This window comes from Actinomycetospora sp. NBRC 106378, from assembly GCF_030269685.1.
In the GTDB taxonomy this organism is placed as follows: domain Bacteria; phylum Actinomycetota; class Actinomycetes; order Mycobacteriales; family Pseudonocardiaceae; genus Actinomycetospora.
In genome coordinates this window covers 12,872-38,620 of record NZ_BSTT01000025.1, presented here as the reverse complement: position 1 = coordinate 38,620, position 25,749 = coordinate 12,872, and the positions used below count along the sequence as shown (strand labels likewise).

General features: G+C 73.5%; 23 protein-coding genes. 13 read left to right on the top strand and 10 right to left on the bottom strand.

What is annotated here, in order from left to right; genetic code table 11:
• The first annotated feature begins 35 nt into the window (after nucleotides 1-35).
• Nucleotides 36-1,790, top strand: a complete 1,755-nt coding sequence (locus QSK00_RS29885) for an acyl-CoA dehydrogenase (RefSeq protein WP_285597131.1) — start codon at nucleotides 36-38, stop codon at nucleotides 1,788-1,790.
• On the opposite strand, the gene QSK00_RS29880 is transcribed toward QSK00_RS29885, so the two are convergent.
• From QSK00_RS29880 to QSK00_RS29870, 3 genes are all read right to left on the bottom strand, one after another.
• Entirely contained in the window at nucleotides 1,703-2,527 is an 825-nt protein-coding gene (locus QSK00_RS29880; RefSeq protein ID WP_285597105.1) for a tetratricopeptide repeat protein, read from the bottom strand. The genes QSK00_RS29885 and QSK00_RS29880 overlap by 88 nt on opposite strands.
• Nucleotides 2,524-2,703 (bottom strand): hypothetical protein, encoded by a 180-nt coding sequence (locus QSK00_RS29875; RefSeq protein WP_285597103.1) that lies wholly within the window; start codon nucleotides 2,701-2,703, stop codon nucleotides 2,524-2,526. The genes QSK00_RS29880 and QSK00_RS29875 overlap by 4 nt, the downstream gene beginning before the upstream one ends.
• 144 nt (nucleotides 2,704-2,847) lie before the next feature.
• Nucleotides 2,848-3,156, bottom strand: a complete 309-nt coding sequence (locus QSK00_RS29870) for a tetratricopeptide repeat protein (protein ID WP_285597101.1) — start codon at nucleotides 3,154-3,156, stop codon at nucleotides 2,848-2,850.
• An 85-nt stretch (nucleotides 3,157-3,241) separates the two neighbouring features.
• On the opposite strand from QSK00_RS29870, the gene QSK00_RS29865 reads away from it, so the two are divergent.
• From QSK00_RS29865 to QSK00_RS29850, 4 genes are read left to right on the top strand one after another with little or no spacing between them, the layout of a single operon-like run.
• Entirely contained in the window at nucleotides 3,242-4,522 is a 1,281-nt protein-coding gene (locus tag QSK00_RS29865; RefSeq protein ID WP_285597100.1) for an acetyl-CoA hydrolase/transferase family protein, read from the top strand.
• A gap of 15 nt (nucleotides 4,523-4,537) precedes the next feature.
• Nucleotides 4,538-5,485 (top strand): LysR family transcriptional regulator, encoded by a 948-nt coding sequence (locus QSK00_RS29860; RefSeq protein ID WP_285597098.1) that lies wholly within the window; start codon nucleotides 4,538-4,540, stop codon nucleotides 5,483-5,485.
• A gap of 10 nt (nucleotides 5,486-5,495) precedes the next feature.
• Nucleotides 5,496-6,428, top strand: a complete 933-nt coding sequence (locus QSK00_RS29855; RefSeq protein WP_285597096.1) for an NADP-dependent oxidoreductase — start codon at nucleotides 5,496-5,498, stop codon at nucleotides 6,426-6,428.
• Complete coding sequence (locus QSK00_RS29850) at nucleotides 6,425-6,886, top strand: cupin domain-containing protein (RefSeq protein WP_285597094.1); 462 nt, start codon at nucleotides 6,425-6,427, stop codon at nucleotides 6,884-6,886. Before QSK00_RS29855 ends, QSK00_RS29850 begins: the two co-directional genes overlap by 4 nt.
• Here QSK00_RS29850 and QSK00_RS29845 read toward each other — a convergent pair.
• Nucleotides 6,853-7,479 carry a TetR/AcrR family transcriptional regulator gene (locus QSK00_RS29845; RefSeq protein WP_285597092.1) on the bottom strand — a complete coding sequence of 209 codons (627 nt, stop codon included), beginning with the start codon at nucleotides 7,477-7,479 and terminating at the stop codon, nucleotides 6,853-6,855. The two genes, QSK00_RS29850 and QSK00_RS29845, sit on opposite strands and share 34 nt — an antisense overlap.
• A 71-nt stretch (nucleotides 7,480-7,550) precedes the next feature.
• On the opposite strand from QSK00_RS29845, the gene QSK00_RS29840 reads away from it, so the two are divergent.
• From QSK00_RS29840 to QSK00_RS29825, 4 genes are read left to right on the top strand one after another with little or no spacing between them, the layout of a single operon-like run.
• Nucleotides 7,551-8,270, top strand: a complete 720-nt coding sequence (locus tag QSK00_RS29840) for an SDR family oxidoreductase (protein WP_285597090.1) — start codon at nucleotides 7,551-7,553, stop codon at nucleotides 8,268-8,270.
• A 9-nt stretch (nucleotides 8,271-8,279) separates the two neighbouring features.
• Nucleotides 8,280-9,053 (top strand): SAM-dependent methyltransferase, encoded by a 774-nt coding sequence (locus tag QSK00_RS29835; RefSeq protein WP_285597087.1) that lies wholly within the window; start codon nucleotides 8,280-8,282, stop codon nucleotides 9,051-9,053.
• A gap of 47 nt (nucleotides 9,054-9,100) precedes the next feature.
• Entirely contained in the window at nucleotides 9,101-9,511 is a 411-nt protein-coding gene (locus tag QSK00_RS29830) for a DUF1707 SHOCT-like domain-containing protein (protein ID WP_285597085.1), read from the top strand.
• Nucleotides 9,512-9,557: 46 nt separating this feature from the next.
• Nucleotides 9,558-10,451, top strand: coding sequence for an SMP-30/gluconolactonase/LRE family protein (locus QSK00_RS29825; protein ID WP_285597083.1), 894 nt, complete (start codon nucleotides 9,558-9,560; stop codon nucleotides 10,449-10,451).
• A gap of 71 nt (nucleotides 10,452-10,522) precedes the next feature.
• Here the strand turns inward: QSK00_RS29825 and lpdA are convergent, their stop codons facing one another.
• The 3 genes from lpdA to aceE form a co-directional block, all read right to left on the bottom strand.
• Entirely contained in the window at nucleotides 10,523-12,310 is a 1,788-nt protein-coding gene (gene lpdA / locus QSK00_RS29820) for a dihydrolipoyl dehydrogenase (protein ID WP_285597082.1), read from the bottom strand.
• A 96-nt stretch (nucleotides 12,311-12,406) separates the two neighbouring features.
• Entirely contained in the window at nucleotides 12,407-13,741 is a 1,335-nt protein-coding gene (locus tag QSK00_RS29815; protein WP_285597080.1) for a 2-oxo acid dehydrogenase subunit E2, read from the bottom strand.
• Nucleotides 13,742-13,798: 57 nt separating this feature from the next.
• Nucleotides 13,799-16,519, bottom strand: a complete 2,721-nt coding sequence (aceE, locus tag QSK00_RS29810; protein ID WP_285597078.1) for a pyruvate dehydrogenase (acetyl-transferring), homodimeric type — start codon at nucleotides 16,517-16,519, stop codon at nucleotides 13,799-13,801.
• A gap of 399 nt (nucleotides 16,520-16,918) precedes the next feature.
• On the opposite strand from aceE, the gene ppdK reads away from it, so the two are divergent.
• On the top strand, nucleotides 16,919-19,594 hold the full coding sequence (gene ppdK / locus QSK00_RS29805) for a pyruvate, phosphate dikinase (protein WP_285597077.1): 2,676 nt from the start codon (nucleotides 16,919-16,921) through the stop codon (nucleotides 19,592-19,594).
• Nucleotides 19,595-19,877: 283 nt separating this feature from the next.
• Here the strand turns inward: ppdK and QSK00_RS29800 are convergent, their stop codons facing one another.
• On the bottom strand, nucleotides 19,878-20,765 hold the full coding sequence (locus QSK00_RS29800; protein ID WP_285597075.1) for a DMT family transporter: 888 nt from the start codon (nucleotides 20,763-20,765) through the stop codon (nucleotides 19,878-19,880).
• Nucleotides 20,766-20,847: 82 nt separating this feature from the next.
• Between QSK00_RS29800 and QSK00_RS29795 the strand changes: the two genes are divergently transcribed.
• Both QSK00_RS29795 and QSK00_RS29790 read left to right on the top strand, forming a co-directional pair.
• On the top strand, nucleotides 20,848-21,741 hold the full coding sequence (locus QSK00_RS29795; RefSeq protein WP_285597073.1) for a LysR family transcriptional regulator: 894 nt from the start codon (nucleotides 20,848-20,850) through the stop codon (nucleotides 21,739-21,741).
• The gene (locus tag QSK00_RS29790) at nucleotides 21,732-22,562 is read left to right on the top strand and encodes an alpha/beta fold hydrolase (protein ID WP_285597071.1); all 831 of its coding nucleotides are present in this window, start codon (nucleotides 21,732-21,734) and stop codon (nucleotides 22,560-22,562) included. Before QSK00_RS29795 ends, QSK00_RS29790 begins: the two co-directional genes overlap by 10 nt.
• A 12-nt stretch (nucleotides 22,563-22,574) precedes the next feature.
• On the opposite strand, the gene QSK00_RS29785 is transcribed toward QSK00_RS29790, so the two are convergent.
• The gene (locus tag QSK00_RS29785; RefSeq protein WP_285597069.1) at nucleotides 22,575-23,204 is read right to left on the bottom strand and encodes an acyltransferase; all 630 of its coding nucleotides are present in this window, start codon (nucleotides 23,202-23,204) and stop codon (nucleotides 22,575-22,577) included.
• Nucleotides 23,205-23,287: 83 nt separating this feature from the next.
• On the opposite strand from QSK00_RS29785, the gene QSK00_RS29780 reads away from it, so the two are divergent.
• Complete coding sequence (locus tag QSK00_RS29780; RefSeq protein ID WP_285597067.1) at nucleotides 23,288-24,091, top strand: SAM-dependent methyltransferase; 804 nt, start codon at nucleotides 23,288-23,290, stop codon at nucleotides 24,089-24,091.
• On the opposite strand, the gene QSK00_RS29775 is transcribed toward QSK00_RS29780, so the two are convergent.
• Entirely contained in the window at nucleotides 24,052-25,692 is a 1,641-nt protein-coding gene (locus QSK00_RS29775) for a flavin-containing monooxygenase (protein WP_285597065.1), read from the bottom strand. The genes QSK00_RS29780 and QSK00_RS29775 overlap by 40 nt on opposite strands.
• Nucleotides 25,693-25,749: the final 57 nt, after the last annotated feature.

Sequence of the window (25,749 nt, the reverse complement as noted above, 5' to 3'; positions counted from 1 at the left end):
CTCGCGGAGGCGGCGCCGCGGGGAGCGGCGGCATGATGGTCGGCGTGACCTCCCGGATCCTCGACCGCGCCGACCTGGACTTCCTGCTGCACGACTGGCTGCGCGTCGGGGACCTCCTCGACCGCGCGCCGTTCGCCGAGCACGACCGCGAGACGATCGACGCGGTGCTCGACCTCGCCGAGCAGATCGCCACGGAGCGCTTCGAGCCGCACAACCGGGCCGCCGACCTCGCCGAGCCGCACCAGGGCCCCGACGGGAAAGTCGTGCTGGTCGACGGCGTGCAGGAGGCGATCCGGGCGTTCGCCGAGGCCGGGTTCATCGCCGCGTCGGTACCGGCCGAGCACGGCGGCACGGGCCTGCCGTTCACGGTCGCCCGCGCGGCCCTGGCGTGGTTCCAGGCCGCGAACATCGGCACCGCGTCCTACCCGTTCCTGACGACGGCGGCGGTCAACCTCCTCCTCGCGCACGGCACGCCGGAGCAGATCGAGGCCTGGGTGCCGGGCATGCTCGACGGCACGACGTCGGGGACGATGTGCCTCTCCGAGCCGCAGGCCGGGTCGTCCCTCGCCGACATCACCACCCGCGCCGAACCGCAGGACGACGGGTCGTACCGGGTCGTCGGCACCAAGATGTGGATCTCCGGCGGCGAGCACGAGCTGACCGACAACATCGTCCACCTGGTGCTCGCGAAGATCCCGGGCGGTCCGGCCGGGGTGAAGGGCATCAGCCTCATCGCGGTCCCGAGGATGCTCGACGACGGCACGCGCAACGACGTCGTCCTCGCCGGCATCAACCACAAGATGGGCTACCGCGGCACGGTCAACACGCTGCTGAACTTCGGCGAGCGCGACGGGGCCGTCGGCTGGCTCGTCGGCGCCGAGCACGGCGGGCTGGCCGCCATGTTCCACATGATGAACGAGGCCCGGGTGGGCGTCGGGATGGGCGCGACCGCCCTCGGCGTCACCGGCTACCTGCACTCCCTCGAGTACGCGACCACCCGCACGCAGGGCCGCGCCGTCGGCGGGCGCGACGTCAGCACGCCGATGATCCCGATCGCCCGCCACGCGGACGTCCGGCGGATGCTGCTCGCGCAGAAGTCCTACGCCGAGGCCGGGATGGCGCTCGGGCTGTACTGCTCGCGCCTCGTCGACGAGAAGGACACCCATCCCGACGACGGGTCGCGGGCGGAGGCCGCGCTGCTGCTCGACGTCCTGACCCCGATCGCGAAGAGCTGGCCGTCGCAGTGGTGCCTCGCGGCCAACGACCTCGCGATCCAGGTGCTCGGCGGCTCGGGCTACACCCGCGACTTCCCGGTGGAGCAGTTCTACCGGGACAACCGCCTCAACCCGATCCACGAGGGCACGCACGGCATCCAGGCGATCGACCTGCTCGGCCGCAAGGCCGTGATGCGCGGCGGCGCCGGCCTGGAGCTGCTGCTCACGACGATCCGCCGGACGATCGAGCGGGCGGGCGAGCACCCCGAGTACGCCGCGGCGCTCGAGGCGGCGCTGGTGCGCATCGAGAAGACGACGGCGACGCTGCACGCGGCCGGGGACCCCGATGTCACCCTGGCCAACGCGAGCGTCTACCTGGAGGCCGTCGGCCACGTGGTCGCCGCCTGGATCTGGCTGGAGCAGCTCGTCGCCGTCGGGACCCGCGACGACGCGTTCGCCGCGGGCAAGCGGTCCGCCGCCCGCTTCTTCTACCGGTTCGAGCTGCCCCGCACCGGCCCGTGGTTCGACCTGCTCGACTCGCTCGACACCACCACCCTGGAGTGGGACCCGAGCTGAGCCGAGCAGCGTTCCAGCAGGTCCCGGGCGTAGGCGTCGGCCGGGTGCTCGGCGATGAGCACCCGCAGGTGCGCGGCCGCGGGACGCCACTGCGCCGAGCCCATCAGGGCCTCGACCAGCAGGATGCGCGGGATCGTCGTCGAGGGGTCGTCCTCGACGACGGGTCCGAGCAGCCGCGCGGCCTCGCTCCACTCCCCGCGCTCGCCGTGGCGCAACGCGACGGTCCACCCGTCGTCGGGATCCTCCTCCGCCGGCACCGGGACCGCCGGGATCGGCGGCACCACCGGCGACGGCGGGCTCCCCACCGTGCGCCGTGCCACCTCGTCCGCGAGCTCGGTGGGCGTGGTGACCACGGTCGCGCCGGGCAGCCGGAGCCCGGCGTCGGGACCCGCGACCAGGACCGGGACGTCGCGGAGGTCCGCGATCAGACCCAGGAAGGTCGCGAGCAGGGACGTCGGCCCGACCACCGCCACCACCGCGTCCGCCCCCCGCACGACGTCCAGCGCGGCCGCGAGGGCCGGCGGCGTCCGACCGGTGACGATCGCCGCCGTCATGTCGACGGCGTGATCGCGCGGCAGCACGCGCTCCGTCGTCACCAGCGTCGGACCCGCGGCGCGGAGCGCGCCCGCCACGGCCGCCGTCGTCCGTTCCGCGACGACGTGGGTCGACGACGGACGCCCGATCCCGCCGTCGACCACCACGAGCCGGCGTGGCGTGAGCCAGCCCGCCCCCGTCACGACCGCATCCGGGCGGCCAGCACGACCACGTCCCCGAGGCCGTCGAGGTCCAGTTCGGCCGAGCACCACAGGCGCAGCCGTTCCGCCTCCTCCCGTGAGTAGGGCCCGTAGCTCTCGAGCCCGCCCGTCTGCGGGTCCGACAGGACCACCACCCACGGCTCGTACACCTGCGTCATGCCACTCCCTCGCCGTTTCCCTCGACGAGCCGGATATCGACCGGCGACGGACGGACGTCAGCGGCGTGACGCGGATCGATCACATTGAGTAGTGCGCAACCGGAGACGGCGTGTCGTTCACTCACACGGCCCAGCTACCGGCTATCACACCGCGCCGAGGGCGGACGCCAGCCGCAGCGGGCCGGCCGCCTCGTCGTGGCGCCCCTGGCGCTGCAGCGAGCGCCCGAGCAGCAGGTGGGCGTAGCCGTCGTCGGGACGGTCGGCGACCAGCCGTCGGGCCTGCTCCTCGGCCCGCGTGAGCTGGGCGGAGTGGTAGTAGGCGCGGGCGAGCAGCAGCCGCGCCGCGGACGCGTCCGGCTCGGACTCGACGAGTTCCGCGAGCACACGGGCGGCGTCGATCCACTGCCCGAGCTCCGCGTGGAAGGTGCCCCGGTCCCAGAGCGTGGCCTCCATGTCCCCCTCCTGGGTCGACGTGTGGAGCCACCAACCGGACGGGGCCGCGCGGTGTTCCCGGGGGTGCACCGGGTACGCGTCGATCATGACCGCCCCGCTGTCCCCCGACGACGCCCGCGCGCGGCTGCGCGAGCTGGTCCCGCCCGGCGCCGACGTGATCGTGCCGATCGGGCAGGGCGAGCCGCAGACCCTGCTCGACCTGCTGGAGTCGATCGCGGACGAGCTGGACGGCGTCCGCGTGCACCGGATGGACCCGTTCGTCGAGCGGCCCTACATCCGCGGCGAGTTCGGCGACCGTCTCCGCCACGTCGACTACTACCTCGGCCCGGGCTCGCGCGAGGCCTTCCGGAACGGGACCTGCGACCTCGTCCCCAACCACTTCTCGGAGCTGCCCCTGCTCCTGCGGCAGGCCACGAAGCGGACGGTCGTGCTCGCCGCGGCGGCGGGTCCCGACGACGACGGACGGTTCAGTCTGGGCACCAACGCCGACTACGTCGCCTCGATGATCGGCGAGGTGCCGTTCCTGCTCGAGGCCACCACGGCGATGCCGTTCACCCGCGGGGAGAACCTGCTGCGCGCCGACCAGGTGGCCGGCTGGATCGCGACCGACCGCGCCCTGCCGCCGGTGCGCCACCGCGACCCCTCCCCCGCCGACCACGCCATCGCCGAGCTGGTGGCCGACATGGTCCCCGACGGGGCGTGCCTGCAGATCGGGGTCGGGGGCACCCCCGGCGCGGTGACCGCGGCACTGACCGGCCACCGCGACCTCGGCATCCACACCGAGTGCCTCGCGAGCGGGCTGGCGCACCTCGTCGACCTCGGCGTGGTCACCGGCGCCCGGAAGAAGCAGCGGCCGGGCGAGCACGTGACCACCTTCTCCCTCGGCGACGAGGCCATGCACCGCTGGCTCGACGGGCGGACCGACGTGGCGTTCCTGCCGGTCGAGTGGACCAACGACCCCCGCGTCGTCGCCGAGGAGCCGAACTTCGTCTCGATCAACGCCACCACCGAGGTCGACCTCGTGGGGCAGGCGGCCAGCGAGACGATCGCGGGCCGCTACTGGTCGTCCTCGGGCGGGCAGTCCGACTTCGCCCGCGGCGCGATGTACTCCCCCGGCGGCCGGGCCTTCCTCGTCACGCACGCGGCCACCTCGTCGGGGATGTCGCGCATCCGCGCCCAGCTCACCGCCGGCAGCGTGGTCACGACGCTGAAGAACACCGTCGACCACGTCGTCACCGAGTACGGCGTGGCGTCCCTGCGCGGGCGCTCCATCGCGCAGCGCGCCCGGGAGCTCATCGCGATCGCGGCGCCCGAGCACCGGGACGCGCTGCGCCACGAGGCGACGCGGTTCGAGCTGCTGCCGTAGGGCGAGGATGGGCCGGTGCGCGCCACCTCCCTGGCCGGGGTCGACCTCAACCTGCTGCCCGCGCTGGACGCCCTGCTGACCGAGCGCAGCGTGTCCGGCGCGGCCCGGCGGTGCAGCGTCGGCCAGCCCGCCATGAGCGGCTCGCTCGCGCGGCTGCGCGCCCACTTCGACGACCCGCTGCTGGTGCGGCGCGGGCGCGGCTCGACGTTGACCCCCGTCGCCGAGGGCCTCGTCGGCCCGGTCCGCGACGCCGTCGCGGGAGTCGAGGCCGTCCTCGGTCGCGCGGTCGCGTTCGACCCGGCGCGCACGGAGCGGACGTTCACCGTCGCGACGAGCGACTACGTCGCCGTGGCCCTGCTGCGGCCGCTGCTCGCCGATCTCGCCGGCCGGGCCCCGGGCGTGCGCCTGCGCATCCGGCCCTCCCCCGCGGGCGACGACCTCGCCGACGTCGTCGTCCGGCCGGCGGAGATCGCGCGGGAGGACGCGCGTCGTGCCCGCGCGACGCTCTGGACCGACCACTTCCGGCTGACCGCGGACGCCGCCAACGCGGCGATCGACGACGTGGACGTCGCGCGGTTCCTGACGATGCCCTACGCGACGGTCGCGACGCCGGGGCGCACCCTGCTGGAGCGCCAGCTCGCCGAGCAGGGCCTCGAACGGCGCCCCGACGTCACCACCGAGGCCTTCGCGGCGGTCCCGCTCCTGCTGCGCGGCACGCCCCTCGTGGCCCTCGTGCCCGGGTGCCTGGTCCGCGCCCTCGACCCCCACGGGGCCCTGCGCACGGCGGCGCCGCCGATCCCGCTCCGGCCGCTCGCGATGGTGATGGTGTGGGACCCGCGGCTGACCGCCGACCCGGCCCACGCCTGGCTGCGCGAGCAGCTCCTCACGGCGGGCGCGGCCATCGACGGCGGCGATGTCGGACATCGGCGGCAACCGTTCGATCTCCCGGGTGACCCGGCCTAGCGTCGCCCGCGTGAGTCGTCCAGGGAGCACCGCCCGCGCCGTCCGCTTCGATCATCACGGCGGGCGGGACGTCCTCGCCGTCGTCGACGTCCCGATGCCGGTCCCCGGGCCCGGCGAGGTCGTCGTCGAGGTCCGCGCCGCCGGGATCAACCCGGGCGAGGCGGCGATCCGGGAGGGCGCGCTGGCCGAGCAGGCGCCCTCGACGTTCCCCTCGGGCCAGGGCAGCGACCTCGCCGGCGTGGTCACGGCCGTCGGTGCGGGGGTCACGCGCCGGGCCGTCGGCGACGAGGTGCTGGGCTGGTCGTGGTCCCGCTCCAGCCAGGCCTCGCACGTCGCCGTCCCCGCGTCGCAGCTCGTGGCCCGCCCGGTTGCGCTGCCGTGGGAGGTCGCCGGGGCGCTCTACGTCGTCGGGGCCACCGCCTGGGCGGCGGCGCGCGCCGTCGGGGCGGAGGGCACCGTCGCGGTGTCAGGTGCCGCGGGCGGGGTGGGCTCGCTCGCGGTCCAGCTCCTGACGACGGGCGGGGCGCGGGTCCTCGCGATCGCCGGCGAGGCACGACACCCGTGGCTGCGCGCGGTCGGCGCCGAGCCGGTGGCCTACGGGGAGGGCCTCGCCGACCGGCTCCGGGCGGCGGCCCCGGACGGGATCGACGGGTTCCTCGACGCCTACGGTGACCCCTACGTGGACCTCGCGGTCGAGCTCGGAGTGGCCCCGGACCGCATCGACACGATCATCGGGTTCGCGGCCGCCGCCCGCACCGGCGCGCGGACCGACGCGAGCGTGGTGGGCACGGACGTCACGGTGCTCGCGGGCCTCGCCGCCCGGGTCGCCGCAGGTGAGCTGGAGGTGCCGGTGGCCGCCACCTACCCCCTGGAGAAGGTCGCCGACGCCTACGCCGAGCTCGAGGCGGGCCACGCCCACGGCAAGATCGTGCTCATCCCGTGAGCCGCCTGTACCTCTCGCAGGCCGCCGAGCACCAGCAGCTGGAGTGGCTCGGCGGCGGGACGCTGACGATGCTGCTCGACTCGGCCGCCACCGACGGACAGCTCATGATGGGCCGCTTCGCGGTGGGCCGCGGCGAGGCGCCGCCGTACCACCTCCACCGCGCCGAGGACGAGATCTTCCTGTTGCTCGGTGGCTCGGCGCTCGTGTGGTGCGACGACGAGGAGTACGAGCTCGGCGAGGGCGGTGTGGTCTTCCTCCCCCGCGGGGTCGGCCACGCCTACCGCGTCACCTCCGAGCGCGCCGACATCCTGATGATCAGCACGCCGGGCGGGATCGAGGGCATGTTCCGCGCGACCGGACGGGACCGGTCGACGCCCCGGCCGGACGGCTTCGAGGTGCGACCCGACCCGGCCGTCGCGGAGCGCTACGGCAACGTCGTGCTGGGGCCGCCCCGCTGACCGTCCCACCCGGCGATCAGCGCGCGCGCCGCCCGCCGGGCCCGGGTCGCCGTCGGCTCGGCGGTGACGCGGTCGGCGGTGAGGAAGCCGTCGGCGTCGAACGTCCCGTACCCGTGCGCGAGGGCCACCACCTGCTCGGTGAGCCCGAGCGCCCCGTCCCCGGCGATCTCCCGGGCGGGTTCGAGGAACAGCGCCATCACCGCGCGTCCCGCCGCCGCGAGGTCGGCGTCCCGCGCCGCCCGCAGCGCCGACGCGTAGATCACGTCGAAGCCCGTGCGGTGCTCGGCGACGAACAGCGCGTACGCGCCCGCCGCGGCGGCGAGCCGGTCGCGGGGGTCGTCGTCGGTCGCGGCCGCCACGACCGCGGCCGCCAGGCGCTCGGCCGCCCGGGCGGCGACGGCGGCGAGGAAGCCGTCGCGGTCGGTGAAGTGCCGGTACGGGGCGGCCGTGCTCACCCCCACCCGTCGAGCCACCTCCGCGACCGAGAAGCCGGCCGGACCCGCCGTCGCGAGCTGCTCGAGCCCCGCGTCGAGCAGCGCCGAGGGCAGGTCGCCGTGGTGGTAGCGGCCCCGCTGCCGGGGTCCTCCGGGCATCGCCGCCTCCAGTGATGTGAGAGGGCTGTTACTCTAGCGAGTGATAGCCTTATCGCATCGAGGAGCGCACCGTGGACGCACCCGTCGTCGTGATCACCGGAGCCAGCAGCGGGATCGGGGAGGCGACCGCCCGACTGCTCGACGCACAGGGGGCGCGCCTGGCCCTCGGTGCGCGCCGCGCCGACCGCCTCGAGGCCCTCGCGGCCGAGCTGGGTGGAGAAGCCCGCATCCGCCCGACGGACGTCCGCCGACGGGAGGACGTCCGGGCGCTCGTCGATCTCGCCGTGCAGGCCCACGGCCGGCTCGACGTCCTCGTCTCCAACGCCGGCGTGGCCCGCATCGCCCCCCTCGAGGACCAGGCGGTCGAGGACTGGGAGGAGATGATCGACGTCAACCTGCGGGCCGTCCTCTACGGGATCGAGGCCGCTCTCCCGCACTTCCGCGCCCAGGGATCGGGCCACGTGGTGAACGTGGTGTCCACCTCCGGCCTGCGCATCGTGCCCGGCCAGGCCGTCTACGCGGCGACGAAGAACGCGGTCCGCACGCTGTCCGAGGCGCTGCGCCAGGAGGCCGGTCCCGACCTGCGGGTCACGGCGGTGTCCCCGGGGATGACGCGGACCGAGCTCGTGGACTCCGTGCCCGACGCCGGCGCCCGGGCCGCCGCCCGCGAGCGCATGGACGAGATCGGGATGCCCGCCGACGCGATTGCCCGCGCCATCGCCTTCGCCATCGAGCAGCCGCCCGGGGTGGACGTCGGCGAGATCGTCGTGCGGCCGACCGCCCAGGGCTAGCGTGGGCGGGTGACCGACGAGTTCCTGGCCGCCGGCGTCGACTTCGAGCGCGCGAACGCGGCGCGCGTCTACGACTACATCCTCGGCGGGTCCCACAACTTCGCGGTCGACCGCGAGCAGGCGTCCCGCACCATGGCGGCCTACCCGGACATCGCGCGTTCCGCCCAGGCCAACCGCGCCTTCCTCGGCGCGGCAGTGCGGTGGTGCCTCCGCGAGGGCATCGACCAGTTCCTCGACCTCGGCTCGGGGGTCCCCACCGTGGGCAACGTGCACGAGATCGCGCCGCGGGCCCGCGTGGCCTACGTGGACTTCGAGCCGGTGGCGGTGGCGCACGCACAGGAGATCACCGCCGACCTGCCGCAGGTGAGCGTGACCCGCGCCGACCTGCGCGACCCCGACTCCGTCCTCGAGGCCCCCGGCGTCGCGGGCCTGCTCGACCTGTCCCGGCCGGTCGGGGTGCTCATGGTCGCCGTCCTGCACTTCGTCCCCGACGATGCCGCCGCCGTGGTCGCGCGGTACCGGGAGGCACTCACGCCCGGCAGCGCCATCGCGATCAGCCACAACAGCGACGACCAGGACGACCCCGCCGTGGGGGCGGCCATCGCGGGCGTCGCCGAGGCGATGCGCGGGAGCGCGACGGAGCTGACCCTCCGGTCGCGGAACGAGATCGCCGCGCTGGTCGCCGGGCTCGACCTCGTGCCGCCCGGGCTCGTCGACGTGGCCCGCTGGCCCGACGACGACGCGGCCCCGGTGGGCGTCTACGGCCTGCTCGCCCGGAATTGAACGTCGACCTCACGGCACGCAGGCCGATCCGGGCGCACCATGGGGACATGGACGACGACCAGGCGGACCGGCCGGCCGAGACGCCCCGCCTGCGGGTCGGCCACGACGAGCGGACGGCGGCGATGAAGGCCCTCGACGAGCACCTCGAGGCCGGACGGCTCGACGTGGCCGAGTACAGCGACCGCTCCGCCACGGCGGGCGCGGCGGTCTACCGCGACGAACTCGACGCGCTGTTCCGGGACCTCCCCGAGCCGCACCTCGCCCCGGCGGGGCAGGTGGTCCCCATGGCGCCGCACCTGCCCGTGCGGCACACGCTCTGGCCGGTCGCCCTCATCCCCATCGTGCTCGGGATCGGGCTCGTGGCGCTGGTGATCACCGGGCAGGCCGCCGGGTTCGCCCTGTTCCCGCTGCTCTTCCTGCTCATGGGCCCGCTGGGACACATCCGCCGACGCTTCTGAGGCAGTACGTTCCTCCCGCCCCACCGCCGAGGCCAGGAGGTCACACGTGAGCCGCGAGATCCGCACCGTCGTCGACGGGATGTCCTTCACCGAGTGCCCGCGCTGGCACGACGACCGGCTGTGGTTCGTCGACTTCTACACCCACCGCGTGCTCTCGGCGGCCGAGGACGGCACGGACCTGCGCACCGAGCTGGAGATCCCCGCCCAGCCCTCCGGGATCGGCTGGCTCCCCGACGGCCGGCTCCTCGCGGTGTCCGCCCGCGACCAGCGGGTCCTGCGTCGCGAGCACGACGGGACCGTGGTCACGCACGCCGACCTGTCCGGCCGGGTCCCCGCGCAGCTCAACGACATGGTCGTCGACCCCGCCACCGGCCGGGCGTGGGTGGGCAACTTCGGGTTCGACCTCATGGGCGGTGAGGCGGTCACCCCGACGACGGTGTACCGCATCGACGCCGACGGCACCGTGACCGCGGCCGCCGACGACCTGTGGTTCCCCAACGGCAGCGTCGTCTCCGGCGGCACGCTGATCGTCGACGAGACGTTCGGCAACCGCATCAGCGCCTTCGACATCCACGACGACGGGTCGCTCGGCCCCCGTCGCGACTGGGCGCGGTTCGGTGACCTGCCCACCGCGTCGGACCTCGAGACGGTGCTCGGCGGCCAGCTCGTCGTCGCCCCCGACGGCTGCTCGCCGACGCTCGACGCGGAGGGCTGCCTGTGGGTCGCGGACGCGCTCGGCGGCCGGGCCGTGCGCGTGCGCGAGGGCGGCGAGATCGTCGACTCCGTCGAGCCGGGCACCGGGGTGTACGCGTGCGGGCTGGGCGGGTCCGACGGCCGGACGCTCTACCTGTGCACGGCCCCGGACTTCCTCGAGCACAACCGTCGCGACGTCCGCGAGGCGGCCGTGCAGGCGGTGACGGTGGACGTGCCGTCGGCCTGACCCTCCCCGACCCGGACGAGCGGCACTGTCGCGCACATCGATGCTGCGAAAGTGCCGCTCGTTCGGAGCGGTCAGGCCTTCGCCGGCTTCTTCTTCGGCAGGTACAGGTCGGTCAGCGTGCCCTCGAACGCGTCGGCCGCCATGCCCACGGTCTCCGACAGCGTCGGGTGCGGGTGGATGGTGAGGCCGATGTCGGTGGCGTCGGCCCCGAGCTCGATGGCCAGGGCGGCCTCGGTGATCAGGTCGCCCGCGGCCGGCCCGACGATCCCCGCCCCGATGATCCGGTCGGTCTCGGTGTCGAACAACAGCTTCGTCGAGCCCTCCGAGCGGCCCAGCGACAGCGAACGCCCGGACGCCGCCCACGGGAACGTGCCGGTGCCGTACGAGAGGCCCTGCGCCTTCGCCTCGTTCTCGGTGACGCCCACCCACGCGACCTCGGGGTCGGTGTAGGCCACCGACGGGATGACCTTCGCGTCGAACGCGCTCTTCTTCCCCGCCGCCACCTCGGCGGCGACCTTGCCCTCGTGCACCGCCTTGTGCGCGAGCATGGGCTGCCCGACGATGTCGCCGATCGCGAAGATGTGCGCCACGTTGGTGCGCATCTGCTCGTCGACGGCGAGGAAGCCGCGGTCGTTGACGTCGACCCCGGCCGCGTCGAGCCCGAGGACCTTGCCGTTGGGCACGCGGCCGACGGCGACGAGCACGGCGTCGAAGGTGTCCTGCTCCGGCGCCTTCTTGCCCTCCATCCACACGACGAGGCCCTTGTCGGTGGCCTCGACGTCGGTGCACTTCGTGGAGAGGAAGACGTTCTCGTAGCGGGAGCCGATGTGCTTGGCCAGCGGCTTCACGAGGTCCTTGTCGGCCCCCGGGATGATCTGGTCCATCAGCTCGACGACGGTGATCTTCGAGCCCAGCTCGGCGTACACCGTCGCCATCTCCAGGCCGATGATGCCGCCGCCGAGCACGAGGAGCCGCTCCGGGACCTCGGCGATCTCGAGGGCGGAGGTGGAGTCGAGCACGCGAGGGTCGTCGTGCGGGACGAACGGCAGCTGCACCGGCTCCGACCCCGCTGCGACGATCGCCTGGTCGAACCCGACCGTCGTCGTCGACCCGTCGGCCGTGGTGACCTCGACGCGGTGGGGCGAGACGAAGCGGCCGACGCCCTGCAGCGTCGAGACCTTGCGCTGCTTCGCGAGCCCGGCCAGGCCGCCGACGAGCTTCCCGACGACGCCGTCCTTCCAGTCGCGGAGCTTGTCGAGGTCGATGGTGGGCGCCCCGAACGAGACGCCGTGCTCGGACATCTCCTTGGTCTCGGCGATCACCTTCGCGGCGTGCAGCAGCGCCTTCGACGGGATGCACCCGACGTTGAGGCACACGCCGCCGAGGGTGTCGCGGGAGTCCACCACGAGCACCTCGAGCCCGAGGTCGGCCGCCCGGAACGCGGCCGTGTAACCACCGGGTCCCGCGCCGAGGACCAGCAGCCCGACGTGGCGGTCCTCGGCGCCGTCCGACGCCGGGGTCGGGGCGGTGCGGTTCCGCTCCTGGGCCCCGGGCTTCTCGGTCTGCGTCGAGGCCTTCTTCGTCGGGACGGGCGTGGACGTCTGCTCCGACCCACCGCCGGCTGGGGTCACGACGAGGATGGCGCTCCCCCGCGAGACCCGGTCGCCGACCGCGACCCGCACCTCGGTGACGGTCCCCGCCACCTCGGCGGGGACGTCCATCGTCGCCTTGTCGGACTCGAGGGTCAGCAGCGGCTCGTCGAGGGCGATCTCGCTGCCCTCGGTCACGTGGACCTCGATGACGGGGACGTCGGTGAAGTCGCCGATGTCGGGGACCTCGACGACGACGGTGTCAGCCACAGCGATATCTCCCTGGAGAGCCGGAGGGGGTTCGCGCCGCAGGTCGCACGACCGCGTGACGGAGGAGCGCGGGCGTGCGCATCTGCTTGGCGCGGCTTACAGCAGCAGGCGGCGCTCGTCGCCCATGGTGTGGGCGACGTGCCGGGTGAAGCGGGCGGCCAGGGCGCCGTCGATGACGCGGTGGTCGTAGGAGAAGCAGAGCGGCAGCAGCGTGCGCGGCTCGAACTCCGTGCCGTTCCACACCGGCGCCACGCGCGAGCGCACGACGCCGAGGATGGCCACCTCGGGCGCGTTGACGATCGGCGTGAACGCCGTGCCCCCGATGCCGCCGAGCGACGAGATCGTGAAGGTGCCGCCCTTCATGTCGTCGCCGGTCAGCTTGCCGTCGCGGGCCCGGGCCGAGACCTCGCCGAGCTCCTTCGAGAGCTCCACGATGCCCTTGCGGTCGACGTCCCGGATGACCGGCACCACGAGCCCGCCGGGCGTGTCCACCGCGACCCCGATGTGGTAGTAGCGCTTCAGGATCAGCGCGTCCTTCTCCGGGGTCAGCGAGGAGTTCACCGTCGGGAAGGCCTTGAGCGCCGAGACGCTGGCCTTCATAAGGAACGCCAGCAGCGTGACCCGGTAGCCGTCCGCCTTCGCGGCGGTGTCGAGCTCCTTGCGGTACCGGTCGGTGTCGGTGATGTCCGCGTCGTCGTTGTGCGTGACGTGCGGGACGTTCAGCCAGGACCGGTGCAGGAACGGCCCGGAGATGCGGGTGATGCGCGAGAGCGGCTGCGTCTCGACCTCGCCGAACACCGAGAAGTCCTGCGCGGGGATCTCGGGGATGCCCGAGCCCTGGGCCGGAGCCGGGGCCGCCGCGGGCGCCGAGGCCCCGTCGCCGCCGCGGACGAACGAGAGCAGGTCGTCCTTCGTGATCCGGCCCTTCGGCCCGCTCGCGCTGACCTGGGCGAGGTCGATCCCGAACTCCCGGGCGAGCTTGCGCACGCTCGGGCCCGCGTGGGCGGGCAGCTCGGAGGCCGCCGGGGTCGCGGTGGTCGGGGCGGAGCTGCCGTTCGAGGAACCCTTCGAGGCACCGTTCGACGTGCTCTGCGCCGAGGGCGTCCCGCGCTCGGTGTCCGGCTCCTGCGCGGCGGCCTCGGTGTCGGCCTGCGCGGCGGCGCCGGACGGCGCGGGCGCCGAGGAGGTGTCCTCGGCCGGCTCCCCCTCCCCCTCGTCGAGCACGACGACGGGGGTGCCCTCGCTGACCGGGTCCCCGACCGAGACCAGGACCTCGCGCACCGTGCCGGCGTGCGAGGACGGCACGTCCATCGTCGCCTTGTCGGACTCGAGGGTGAGCAGCGGGTCGTCCACGGCGATCGTGTCACCGGGCGCGACGTGGACCTCGATGATCGGGACGTCGGAGAAGTCGCCGATGTTGGGGACGGTCACCTGGGTTGCGGCTGGCGCCGACATCTTCTGCATGCCTCTCTGTGCGGGCATCGGGGGTCAGGCGTGGGCCGGCGCGGGGCGCTCGGGGTCGATCTCGTACTGCGCGATCGCGTCCGCGACCACCGAGGCCTCGATCTTCCCGTCGCGGGCCAGGGCCGACAGCGCCGTGACGGTGACGAAGCGGCGGTCGACCTCGAAGAAGTCCCGCAGCGCCGCGCGGTAGTCCGAGCGGCCGAACCCGTCGGTGCCGAGCGTCTCGTACCGGCGCCCGACGACGAACTGGCGGATCTGGTCGGGGAAGGCCCGCATGTAGTCGGTCGCGGCGACCACCGGGCCCTCGGGCCGGCCCTCGAGCTGCTGCTCGACCCACGACTTCCGGGGCTCCGACGTCGGGTGCAGGAGGTTCCAGCGCTCGGTGTCGATGCCGTCGCGGCGCAGCTCGGTGAAGCTCGGGGCGCTCCACACGTCGGCGACCACACCCCAGTCGGACTCCAGCATCTCGGCCGCGGCGAGGACCTCGTTGAGGATCGTGCCGGAGCCCATCAGCTGCACCCGGGGCTTCGCCTTCCCCCGGCCCTTGCGCGCCGGTCCGCCGTCGCGCAGGAGGTAGAGGCCCTTGATGATCCCCTCGCGGGTCGCCGCCTCGGCCGCGTCGTCCCCGAGCCCGGGCAGCGCCGGGTGGTGGTAGTTCTCGTTCATCAGGGTCAGGTAGTAGAAGACGTCCTCCTGCTCGGTGTACATCCGCCGCAGGCCGTCCTGCACGATCACCGCGACCTCGTGGGCGAAGGTCGGGTCGTAGGACACGCAGTTCGGGATGACCGACGAGAACAGGTGCGAGTGCCCGTCCTCGTGCTGCAGGCCCTCGCCGTTCAGCGTGGTCCGCCCGGCCGTGCCGCCGAGCAGGAAGCCGCGGGCCCGCAGGTCACCGGCGGCCCAGGCGAGGTCGCCGACGCGCTGGAAGCCGAACATCGAGTAGTAGATGTAGAACGGGATCATCGGGACGTCGCTCGTGGAGTACGCCGTCGCCGCGGCGATCCAGGACGACATCGCGCCCAGCTCGTTGATGCCCTCCTGGAGCAGCTGGCCGTTCTCCGCCTCCTTGTAGCTCATCAGCTGGCCCTCGTCCTCGGGCGTGTAGAGCTGACCGACGCGGGAGAAGATCCCGAACTGCCGGAACATGCCCTCCATGCCGAAGGTGCGGGACTCGTCGGGGACGATCGGGACGACGCGCTTGCCGATCTTCTTGTCCCGCAGCAGGGTGTTGAGCACCCGGACGAAGGCCATCGTCGTGGAGATCCGCCGGTCCCCGGAGTCGGCGAGCTGCGCGCCGAACGCGGAGAGCTCGGGCACCTCCAGCGACTCCGACCGCGTCCGCCGCCGGGGCAGCGAGCCGCCGAGCGCCTCGCGGTGCTCGCGCAGGTACACGGCCTCCTCGGAATCCGGTGCGAAGCTCAGATAGGGCAGTGCGTCGATCTCGTCGTCGGAGATCGGCAGGTCGAACCGGTCGCGGAAAATCGTGAGCTGCTCCCCCGCCATCTTCTTCTGCTGGTGGGAGATGTTCTGGCCCTCGCCGGCCTCGCCCATCCCGTAGCCCTTGACCGTCTTCGCGAGGATGACGGTGGGACGGTTCGGCTCGTTCACCGCGGCGGAGTAGGCGGCGTAGATCTTCGACGGGTCGTGCCCGCCGCGGGTCAGGCCCCAGATCTCCTCGTCCGACCAGTCCTCGACCAGCGCCGCGGTCTCGGGGTAGCGCCCGAAGAAGTGCTCGCGGACGTACGCGCCGTCCTTGGACTTGAAGGTCTGGTAGTCGCCGTCGACGCACTCCTCCATGAGCTGGTGGAGGCGGCCCGTCGAGTCGCGCTTGAGGAGCTCGTCCCAGCGACTGCCCCAGATCACCTTCACGACGTTCCAGCCGGCGCCCCGGAACAGGCCCTCCAGCTCCTGGATGATCTTGCCGTTGCCGCGCACCGGGCCGTCGAGGCGCTGCAGGTTGCAGTTGACGACGAAGATCAGGTTGTCGAGACGCTCCCGCCCGGCCAGCGAGATCGCGCCCAGCGACTCGGGCTCGTCCATCTCGCCGTCGCCGAGGAAGGCCCAGACGTGCCGGTCGTCGGTCGGCGCGAGGCCACGGCCCTGCAGGTACTTGAGGAAGCGGGCCTGGTAGATCGCCATGAGCGGACCGAGGCCCATCGATACCGTGGGGAACTGCCAGAAGTCCGGCATGAGCCACGGGTGCGGGTACGACGACAGGCCGTTCCCCCCGGTCTCCTGCCGGAAGGCGTCCATCTGCTCCTCGGTGAGGCGGCCCTCGAGGAACGCGCGGGCGTAGATGCCGGGCGAGGAGTGGCCCTGCATCATCACCAGGTCGCCGCCGTGGGACTCGGTCGGCGCGTGCCAGAAGTGCTGGAAGCCGGTGTCGTAGAGCGTGGCCGCCGACTGGAAGCTCGCGATGTGCCCGCCGAGCTCGGAGGACTCCTCGTTCGCCCGCAGCACGGTCGCCACCGCGTTCCACCGGATCGCCGACCGGATGCGGTGCTCCACCGCGCGGTCGCCGGGGTGCGGCGGCTCGTCGGCGACGGGGATGGTGTTCACGTAGGGCGTGGTGGCCGAGTACGGCACCGGGGCGCCGGCCCGGCGGGCCTGCGCGATGAGTTCGTCGAGCAGGTCGTGGGCGCGCTGCGGGCCCTCCACCGCCAACACGGACTCGAGGGCCTCGCGCCACTCGTCGGTGCCCTCGGGATCGGGGTCGCGCGGAACGGCGGTCTCGTCGGCGAGCATGCAGTCGGTCCTTCTCCGGCCCCTGGTGGGGGCTCCAGTGCGCGTGGGGTGTCGGCGTCACCCACCTTGCCGTGCGTCACGTCACCGCGAAAGTCGTACGCGCGGGCGCTGAGGCTCCGTTGAGATTCGGACCCTCCGTCACCGTGCGCCCCCCGCCGCGACCACCGCGCACCCTCCGAACGAGTGAGTGCCGGCGACTGCTCCGGACACCACGACCACTGGGCCGTTCGGGCACCGCGACCCCCCGTCCGGGGCGCTCCGGCGGCCGCGGCCCCTCCGATCGGAGGGGTCTGGATCGAGCCTGAGAAGCACCCACCACCCGATCGGGCATGGCCCCGCGGGTCGAGAGGTGTCAGCGTCATCGCAGCGTGGCCACGCGTGCAGCAGGAGGGGTGGGCGATGACCAAGTTCGTGTACGACTTCGCCGAGGGCGACCGGAACCAGCGCGACCTGCTGGGCGGCAAGGGGGCGAACCTCGCCGAGATGACGAACCTGGGTCTGCCGGTGCCGCCCGGCTTCGTGATCACCACCGACGCGTGCCGCGCCTATCTCGCGCAGGGCGCCGAGCCCGACGGTATGGCCGCCGAGGTCAGCGAGCACCTCGCCGCCCTCGAGGCCACGATGGGCAAGCACCTCGGCCAGGCCGACGACCCGCTGCTGGTCTCGGTACGTTCCGGCGCGAAGTTCTCGATGCCCGGGATGATGGAGACCGTCCTCAACGTCGGGCTCAACGACTCCTCGGTGCACGGTCTCGCGGCCCAGGCGGGGGACGACCGGTTCGCCTGGGACTCCTACCGCCGCCTCGTGCAGATGTTCGGTGCGACCGTGCTGGGGATCGACGCCGAGCACTTCCACGACGCGCTCGAGGCCGCGAAGGCGGCCAAGGGCTCGAAGAACGACCTGGACCTCGACGCCGGCGACCTCGCCACCCTCGTCGAGACCTACCAGGCCATCGTCCGCGACCACGCCGGGCGGGACTTCCCGCAGGAGCCGCGCGAGCAGCTCGACCTCGCGGTCCGGGCCGTCTTCGACTCGTGGAACTCCGAGCGGGCGAACATCTACCGCCGCCAGGAGCGCATCCCGGCCGATCTCGGCACCGCGGTGTCGGTGTGCTCGATGGTGTTCGGGAACCTCGGGATGGACTCCGGCACCGGGGTCGCGTTCACGCGCGACCCGGCGTCGGGAACCCGCGGGGTCTACGGCGACTACCTGCAGAACGCCCAGGGCGAGGACGTCGTCGCGGGCATCCGCAACACCCTCCCGCTGACCGACCTCGAGGGCCTCGACAAGAGCTCCTACGACGAGCTCATGGGCATCATGACCACGCTCGAGCAGCACTACCGCGACCTCTGTGACATCGAGTTCACCATCGAGCGCGGCAAGCTCTGGATGCTGCAGACCCGCGTCGGCAAGCGCACCGCGGCCGCCGCGTTCACCGTCGCCACGCAGCTCGTCGACGAGGGCCTGATCGACCTCGACGAGGCCCTGCTGCGCGTCACCGGCCACCAGCTCGCGCAGCTGATGTTCCCCCGCTTCGACCCGGACGCCGAGAAGGAGCTCCTGACGACGGGGATGAACGCCTCCCCCGGCGCCGCCGGCGGCCGGGCGGTCTTCGACTCGGCGACCGCGATCGCCTGGGCGAAGCGCGGCGAGAAGGTCGTCCTCGTCCGCCGCGAGACCAACCCCGACGACCTCGGCGGCATGATCGCGGCGGAGGGTGTCCTCACCAGCCGGGGCGGCCGCACCTCGCACGCCGCGGTGGTCGCCCGCGGCATGGGCAAGACCGCGGTCTGCGGCGCCGAGGAGCTCGAGGTCGACGTCCGCGGCAAGAGGTTCACGACGACGGGCGGGGTCGAGGTCGTCGAGGGCGACGTCATCTCCATCGACGGGACGTCCGGCGAGGTCTACCTCGGCGAGATCCCGGTGTCGGCGAGCCCGGTCGTCTCCTACCTCGAGACCGGGGAGGTCGATCCCGACGACGAGCTCGTCGTCGCCGTCGACCGGATCATGTCCCACGCCGACGCCCGGCGGCGGATGAAGGTCCGCGCCAACGTCGACACGGGCGAGGACGCGGGCCTGGCCCGCCGGTTCGGCGCCGAGGGGATCGGCCTGTGCCGCACCGAGCACATGTTCCTCGGCGAGCGCCGTTCGCTGGTCGAGGACCTGGTGCTCGCGGAGACGGCCGAGGAGCGCGAGAAGGCCCTCGCCGCCCTGCTCCCGATGCAGATCGAGGACTTCACCGCCCTCTACCGCGCGATGGCCGGGCTCCCCGTCACCATCCGCCTGCTCGACCCGCCGCTGCACGAGTTCCTGCCCGACCTCACCGAGCTGTCGGTGGAGGTCGCGGTCGCCCGGGAGCGCGGCGAGCTGACCGACAAGCAGGAGGCGCTGCTGGAGAACGTGCGCCGCCTGCACGAGCAGAACCCGATGCTCGGGCTGCGCGGGGTCCGCCTCGGGATCCAGGTGCCGGGCCTGTTCGCGATGCAGATCCGCGCGATCACCCGCGCCGCCGCGGCCCTGGCCGATGAGGGCCTGAACGTCCTCCCCGAGATCATGGTGCCGCTCGTGGGCACCGTGCAGGAGCTGCAGGCGGTGGCGGCGGAGATCGCCGAGGTGGTGCAGGAGCCCGAGTCGCTGGTGAACGGCGCCCCCGTCGAGCACCAGGTCGGCACCATGATCGAGCTGCCCCGCGCCGCACTGGTGGCCGCCCAGATCGCCGAGGTCGCGCAGTTCTTCTCGTTCGGCACCAACGACCTCACGCAGACGACCTGGGGCTTCTCCCGCGACGACGTCGAGAGCTCGTTCTTCTCGGCCTACCTCGACCACGGCATCTTCGGCGTCTCCCCCTTCGAGTCGCTCGACACCGTCGGCGTCGGGGAGCTCGTGGAGATCGCCTCGTGGCGCGGCCGCGAGGTGCGGTCGGACCTCAAGCTCGGCATCTGCGGTGAGCACGGCGGCGACCCCGACTCGGTGCACTTCTTCCACCGCGCCGGCCTGGACTACGTGTCCTGCTCGCCGTTCCGCGTGCCGGTCGCCCGGCTCGAGGCCGGCCGGGCGGCGGTGCAGCACGGGTAGCCCCCGCCCTCGGTGGCAGGAAAGCGTCGTTGCCGGCACCCAGTGACAGGAAAGCCACGTCGTCGGCGGGCCATCAGCAGCCCGTCGGCGGCCCTGTCGCGGCCTGCCGACCGGACCGCGCCACCTTGTCGTGGTGAATCACAACGACAAGGTGGGCGACGGCGGTGAGGAGCCCGCGACACGGTGAGCCTGCGCCGGCCGACCGATGCTCGAGAGCGTCGTTCCCCGGCCGCGAGGCCGACGGCTTCATCCTCTCGGCCGCGTGGCCGGATCGCGGCCGCGCTCACCGGCGTGACCGCGACACCGCCACCCCGACGAGGCACAGCGCGCCACCGGCGAGGGCGAGCGGGGTCGGGACCTCCGTCAGCAGGAGCCACGACAGCACGACGACGAGCGCGGGCACGACGTAGGTGGTCGAGGCGAGTCGGCCGGCGCTGGTGCGCGAGAGGGCGTAGCCCCACGCCAGGAAGGCGATGGCGGTCGGGAAGAGCCCCAGGTAGAGCACGGTGAGGGCGGTGCCGGACGGGGCCGCGACGAGACCCGTGCCGAGCGACGGAGCCCACGGCAGCAGCACCACCGTGCCCGCGACCGCGCCGAGCCACGTCATCGTCAGGGCGTCGGTGTCCGCCAGGAGCCGCTTCTGCGCCGTGGCCGCCCCGGCGTAGAGCACGGCGGCGGCGAGGCCGAGGAGGGCACCGAGCCCGTCGGCCCGCCCGCTCGACGTCGCGACCGCGATGAGCACGACCCCGCCGAACGCGATCGCCAGCCCGGCGAGCAGCCGCCGCGGGAAGCCCTCCCCGAGGAACAGACCCGCCAGGATCGCGACGAGCACCGGCGCGACGTTCACGAGCAGCGCGGTGGTCCCCGCGTCGAGGTGCGTCTCGGCGGCGTTCAGGGCCAGGTTGTAGGCCCCGAACCAGGCCACGCCCCACAGCACGATCCCGCCCAGCCGCCGTCCCCGCGGCAGCCGGGGGACCCCGCGGACGAGCACGACGGCGGTGAGGGCCACGCTCGCCACGAGCATCCGGCCGAACGCGAGGGCGCCGGGATCGAGGTGGTGGCCGGCGCTGCGGACCCCGACGAACGCGGACGCCCACAGGAGCACGGTGACACCCGCGGCCGACGCCGCGAGCAGGTCTTCCCGACGGCGGGTCGGGGCGCTGGTGATCACGGCACCGACCCTGCTCCGCCGGACCCGGGAGCACCAGCGAAGGATCCTTCACGACGATTCAGTTCGACTGTACGGTCGGCGCGTGCTCGACACCCAGCGGCTGCGCGTGTTCCGGTCGGTCGTGGCCAGCGGCACGGTCGCCGCGGCCGCCGACAACCTCGGCTACACCCCGTCCGCGGTGAGCCAGCACATCACCGCCCTGGCGCGCGAGACGGGCCTGCCCCTCTTCGAGCGGGTCGGGCGGGGGCTGCGCCCGACGGCGGCCGGGCTCGCCCTCGCCGAGCAGGCCGACGCGGTGCTCGCGCAGCTCGGGGAGGCGGAGACCGTGATCGCCGACCTGCGGGCCGGCCGGACCGGGTCGGTGTCGATCGGCTACTTCGCCTCCGCCGGCTCGGCCTGGCTCCCGCACGTCGTGAGCCGGCTGACCGCCGAGTTCCCCCACGTCCGCCTCGACCTGTCCCTGCTCGAGTGGATCCCGGACGATCCGGCCGCGCGGCCCGACGTCCAGGTCGCCGTGGCCCGCCAGGGGTGGTCCCCGCGGGCCGGGTTCTCCGCCCATCACCTGCTCGACGACCCGTACGTCGCGGTCGTGCCCCGGACCCACCCGCTCGCCGGGACGCCCGAGGTGGAGCTCGCGGATCTGGTCGGCGAGCAGTGGGTGGACAACGACGCCGCCCGCGGGGCGTGCCGTGCCGTCCTGCTCGAGGCCTGCACGGCCGCCGGGTTCAGCCCGACCTTCCACGTGGAGGCGGCCGACTACCCGACCGCGATCGCCTTCGTCGCCGCGGGCATCGGCATCACGGTGCTGCCGGAGCTCGGAGCCCGGGGACTCCCGCCGGAGCTCCGCACCGTCCGGGTGGTGCGCCCGACCCCGGTGCGGACCATCATGGCCGTCGTCCGGGACGCCGCCGCGCACACGCCGCCGGTGATCGCCGCCCTGGAGACGTTGGAAGGGGTGTCGGCGACGTGCGTGTGACGACCGACGACGGGGTCGGCCTGGCGGTGTACGACACGGGCGGAGAGGGCGGAGAGTCCCCGCCGATCCTGTTCCTGCACGAGTTCGGCGGCGACCACCGCTCGTGGGCGCCGCAGTTCGGCGAGCTCGCGGGGCGGTACCGGTGCATCACCTACGACGCCCGCGGCTATCCGCACTCCGACGTCCCGACCGATCCGGCCGCCTACTCCCAGGAGCGGGCCGTCGCCGACGCGGTCGCGGTGCTGGACGCGCTGGGGATCGAGCAGGCGCTCGTCGTCGGGAACTCGATGGGCGGGTTCGCGACGCTGCACCTGGGCCTGACCCACCCCGACCGGTGCACCGGCCTCGTCGTCGCGGGCTGCGGGTACGGCGCGGCCCCCGACCGCGCCGACGCCTTCCGCGCGGACGCGCTCGCCCTCGCCGCCGCGTACGAGTCGCAGGGCAGTGCCGCGGTCGCCGCCGACTACGGCAACCGGCCGGCACGCCGGTCGCTGCGCGAGCGGGACGAGCACGCCCACGACGAGCACCTGCGGGTCCTCGCCGAGCACGACCCGGTGGGCGCGGCACTCACGATGCGGGGCGTCCAGGCAGCCCGGCCGTCGCTCTACGACCTGACCGACCGGCTCGTCGCGATGACGGTCCCGACGCTGCTCGTGGTCGGCGACCGCGACGACGACGCCCTCGACGCCACCCTGATGCTGCGCCGCACGCTCCCGGTGGCCGACCTCGCCGTCCTCCCCCGCGCCGGGCACCTGACGAACCTCGAGTACCCGGAGATCTTCACCCGCCTCGTCGACCTGCACGCGGAGCGCGTGGACTGACCTGCGGGTGGATCAGGTCCACACCACGTTGCGCCGGACCACCTTCGCCGGGCAGCCGGCGAGGACGGTCCCGGGCTCGGTGAAGACGCCCGCCACCACCGCGCCGGAGGCGATGGACGTGTCGTCCGGGATGACCGCACCCTTGAGCACCGTCGCGCGCGAGCCGATCCACACGTGGTTCCCGATCGTGATCGGCGCACCGGTGGGGCGGACGTCGCCGTCGACGATCACCTCGTGGAAGTCCTCGTCGAGCAGCTGGACGTCCCAGGAGATCGCGCAGTCGTCGCCGATCGTGATGCCGTTCATCGCGACGATCCGGGTGCTCGGGGAGAAGTAGGTGCGGTCGCCGATCACGAGCCGAGCGCCCTCCCCCACCGTCCAGGCCGCCCCGACACCGACCTGCACGTTGCCCCGCAGTTCGAGGTCGCCGTCGAGCCGGAGCAGCCCGCCCTGATCGCCGCGGGCGAAGCCGAACGGGTGGGTGCCGAGGCGGAGCCGGGCCTCCGGAGTGATCAGCCGGATCCGGTCGCGGTGGCAGACGCGGAACCGGCGGGAGGCCGTGATCCGACTCGGATGGCCGAGCGCCAGCGTGCGCCACGGCGACACCCGGAACTCGCCCACCACTTTCTCGGCCCAGCCCATACCTCGATCGTCGGTCGAGACTTCGAGGTCGTTACCCGACGTAGTGATTCGTGCTCGGATGTCCCGTTCGCCAGGATGGGGCCATGGCCCCTGAGCTCCCGGAGATCGACACCGAGCGTCCGAACGCGGCCCGGATGTACGACTACTTCCTCGGCGGCGCCCACCACTTCGCCGCCGACCGCGCCCAGGCCGACCTGGTCGCCGCGCGGATGCCGGAGATCGTCACCGTCGCGCGGGCGAACCGGGACTTCCTCGGCCGCGTGGTCACCTGGTGTCTCGGACAGGGCATCCGCCAGTTCCTCGACCTCGGCTCCGGGGTGCCGACGGTGGGCAACGTCCACGAGATCGCCCAGCGCCACGACCCCGCGGCGCGGGTCGCCTACGTCGACGTCGAGCCGGTCGCCGCGGCCCACGCCCGACAGATCCTCGCCGAGGTCGAGGGCGCGACCGCCACCCGCGCGGACCTGCGCGACGTCGACGCGGTCCTCACGGCGGCGAGCGCTCTGCTCGATCTCGGGGAGCCCGTCGCCGTGCTGGCGGTCGCGGTGCTGCACTTCGTCCCCGACGACCCCGAGCCGGTCGCCGACGTGCTCGCCCGCTACCGCGCGCGACTGGCGCCCGGAAGCGTCCTCGCGCTCAGCCACTCCAGCGCCGACCAGGACGACCCGGAGCTCGCCGCGCGGGTCCGGGCCGGGATCGACGCCTACCGCGGCACCGCCTCCGAGCCCACCCGGCGCGACCGCACGGCCGTCCGCGCCCTCCTCGGCGACCTGGAGCTCGTCCCGCCCGGTGTCGTCGACGTCGTCCACTGGCCCACCCCGCACCCGACGGCGGCGGCCACCGGGCTCTATGCCGCCGTCGGCCGGGCGAGCGCGAACCCCGGGTAGCCGGCCGCGGCCTCGTCGTCGCAGGTGGCGCGGTAGCGGGCGTAGCCCCCGGCGTAGGGCAGGAAGACCCGGTGCTTGCCGGGCACGTTCGCGCCCAGGTACCACGAGCTCGCCGCCTGCACGAGCAGCGTCGCGTTCGCCGCCCGGGCCACCTCGACCGCCCAGGTCTCCTCGGCCTCCGGGGTCGGCTCCGCCACCTCGCCGGTCTCCCGCAGCCGCACCAGCAGGTCGGCGATCCAGTCGACGTGCTGCTCGATCGCGACCGGCATGTTCGTCAGCACCGACGGGCTCCCGGGGCCGGTGATGGTGAACAGGTCGGGGAAGCCGGCGACGCCCAACCCGAGGTGGGTGCGCGGACCGTCGCGCCAGGCGTCGCGCAGCGACACCCCGTCGCGCCCGCGGATGTCGAAGGAGAGCAGCGGGCCGGTCAGGGCGTCGAACCCGGTCGCGAACACGATGACGTCGAGGGCGTGCTCGGCGCCGGACTCCAGGCGGAAGCCCCGGGGCGTGACGGCCGCGATCGGGTCGGCCTTCACGTCCACGAGGGACACGTTCGGCCGGTTGTAGGTCTCGAAGTAGTGGGTGTCGATGGGCGGGCGCTTCGTCGCGAACGGGTGGTCGCGGGGCGTCAGCGTCTCGGTGGTCGCCGGGTCGTGGACCGTCTCGCGGATCTTCTCGCGGATGAAGTCGCTGGCGTCGTCGTTCACGGCGCGGTCGGTGAGGAGGTCCTTGACGTCGGCGCGGAACTGCAGCCCGCCCCGGTCCCACGCCTTCTGGTAGATCTCGCGGCGCTGGTCGGCGGGCAGGTCGAGGATGTCGACGTCGGAGAGAGTGAACGGGTGCCCGTTGGTGGAGGCCTGCTGCCGCCGCCGGATCGACGGGTACTCCGCCTTCGTCGCCTCGATGTCGTCCGGGTCGAGCGGGGCGTTGCGGGCCGGGATCGAGTAGTTCGCCGTCCGCTGGAACACCGTGAGATGGCCCGCCTGCTCGGCGAGGACCGGGATGGCCTGGATGCCCGTCGACCCGGTCCCCACGACCCCCACACGCCTGCCGCTCACCTCCACGCCTCCGTGCGGCCAGCGTCCGGTGTGGTGCCACTCCCCCGCGAAGTCCGCGAGACCCGGGATGTCGGGCACGTTCGCCGCCGACAGGCAGCCGACCGCCGTGACGAGCCACCGGCACCGTCGGGACGTGCCGTCCTCGGTGGTGACCGTCCACCCGGCGCCGCTCGATCCCCCGTCGCTGCGCTCGCCCGAATCCCACGCCGCCGACGTCACCCGCACGCCGAACTCGATGTCGCGGCGCAGGTCGTACCGATCCGCGACGTGTTCGAGGTAGCCGCGGATCTCCTCCTGCCCCGGGTAGCGTTCGGTCCAGGTCCACTCCTGCTCGAGCTCGGGATCGAACGAGTAGCAGTAGTAGTAGCTCTCGGAGTCGCACCGCGCGCCCGGGTAACGGTTCCAGAACCAGGTGCCGCCGACCCCGTCGGCCTGCTCCAGCACCCGTACCGAGAAGCCCCGCGACCGGAGCCGGTGCAACGCGTAGAGGCCGGAGAACCCGGCGCCGATCACGAGAACATCGGTGTGCCCGCCGTCACCCATGCCTCCGAGGGTGCCCCACGATCGCGCTCCCGGCATCCTGGCTCCATGACCGCCCCG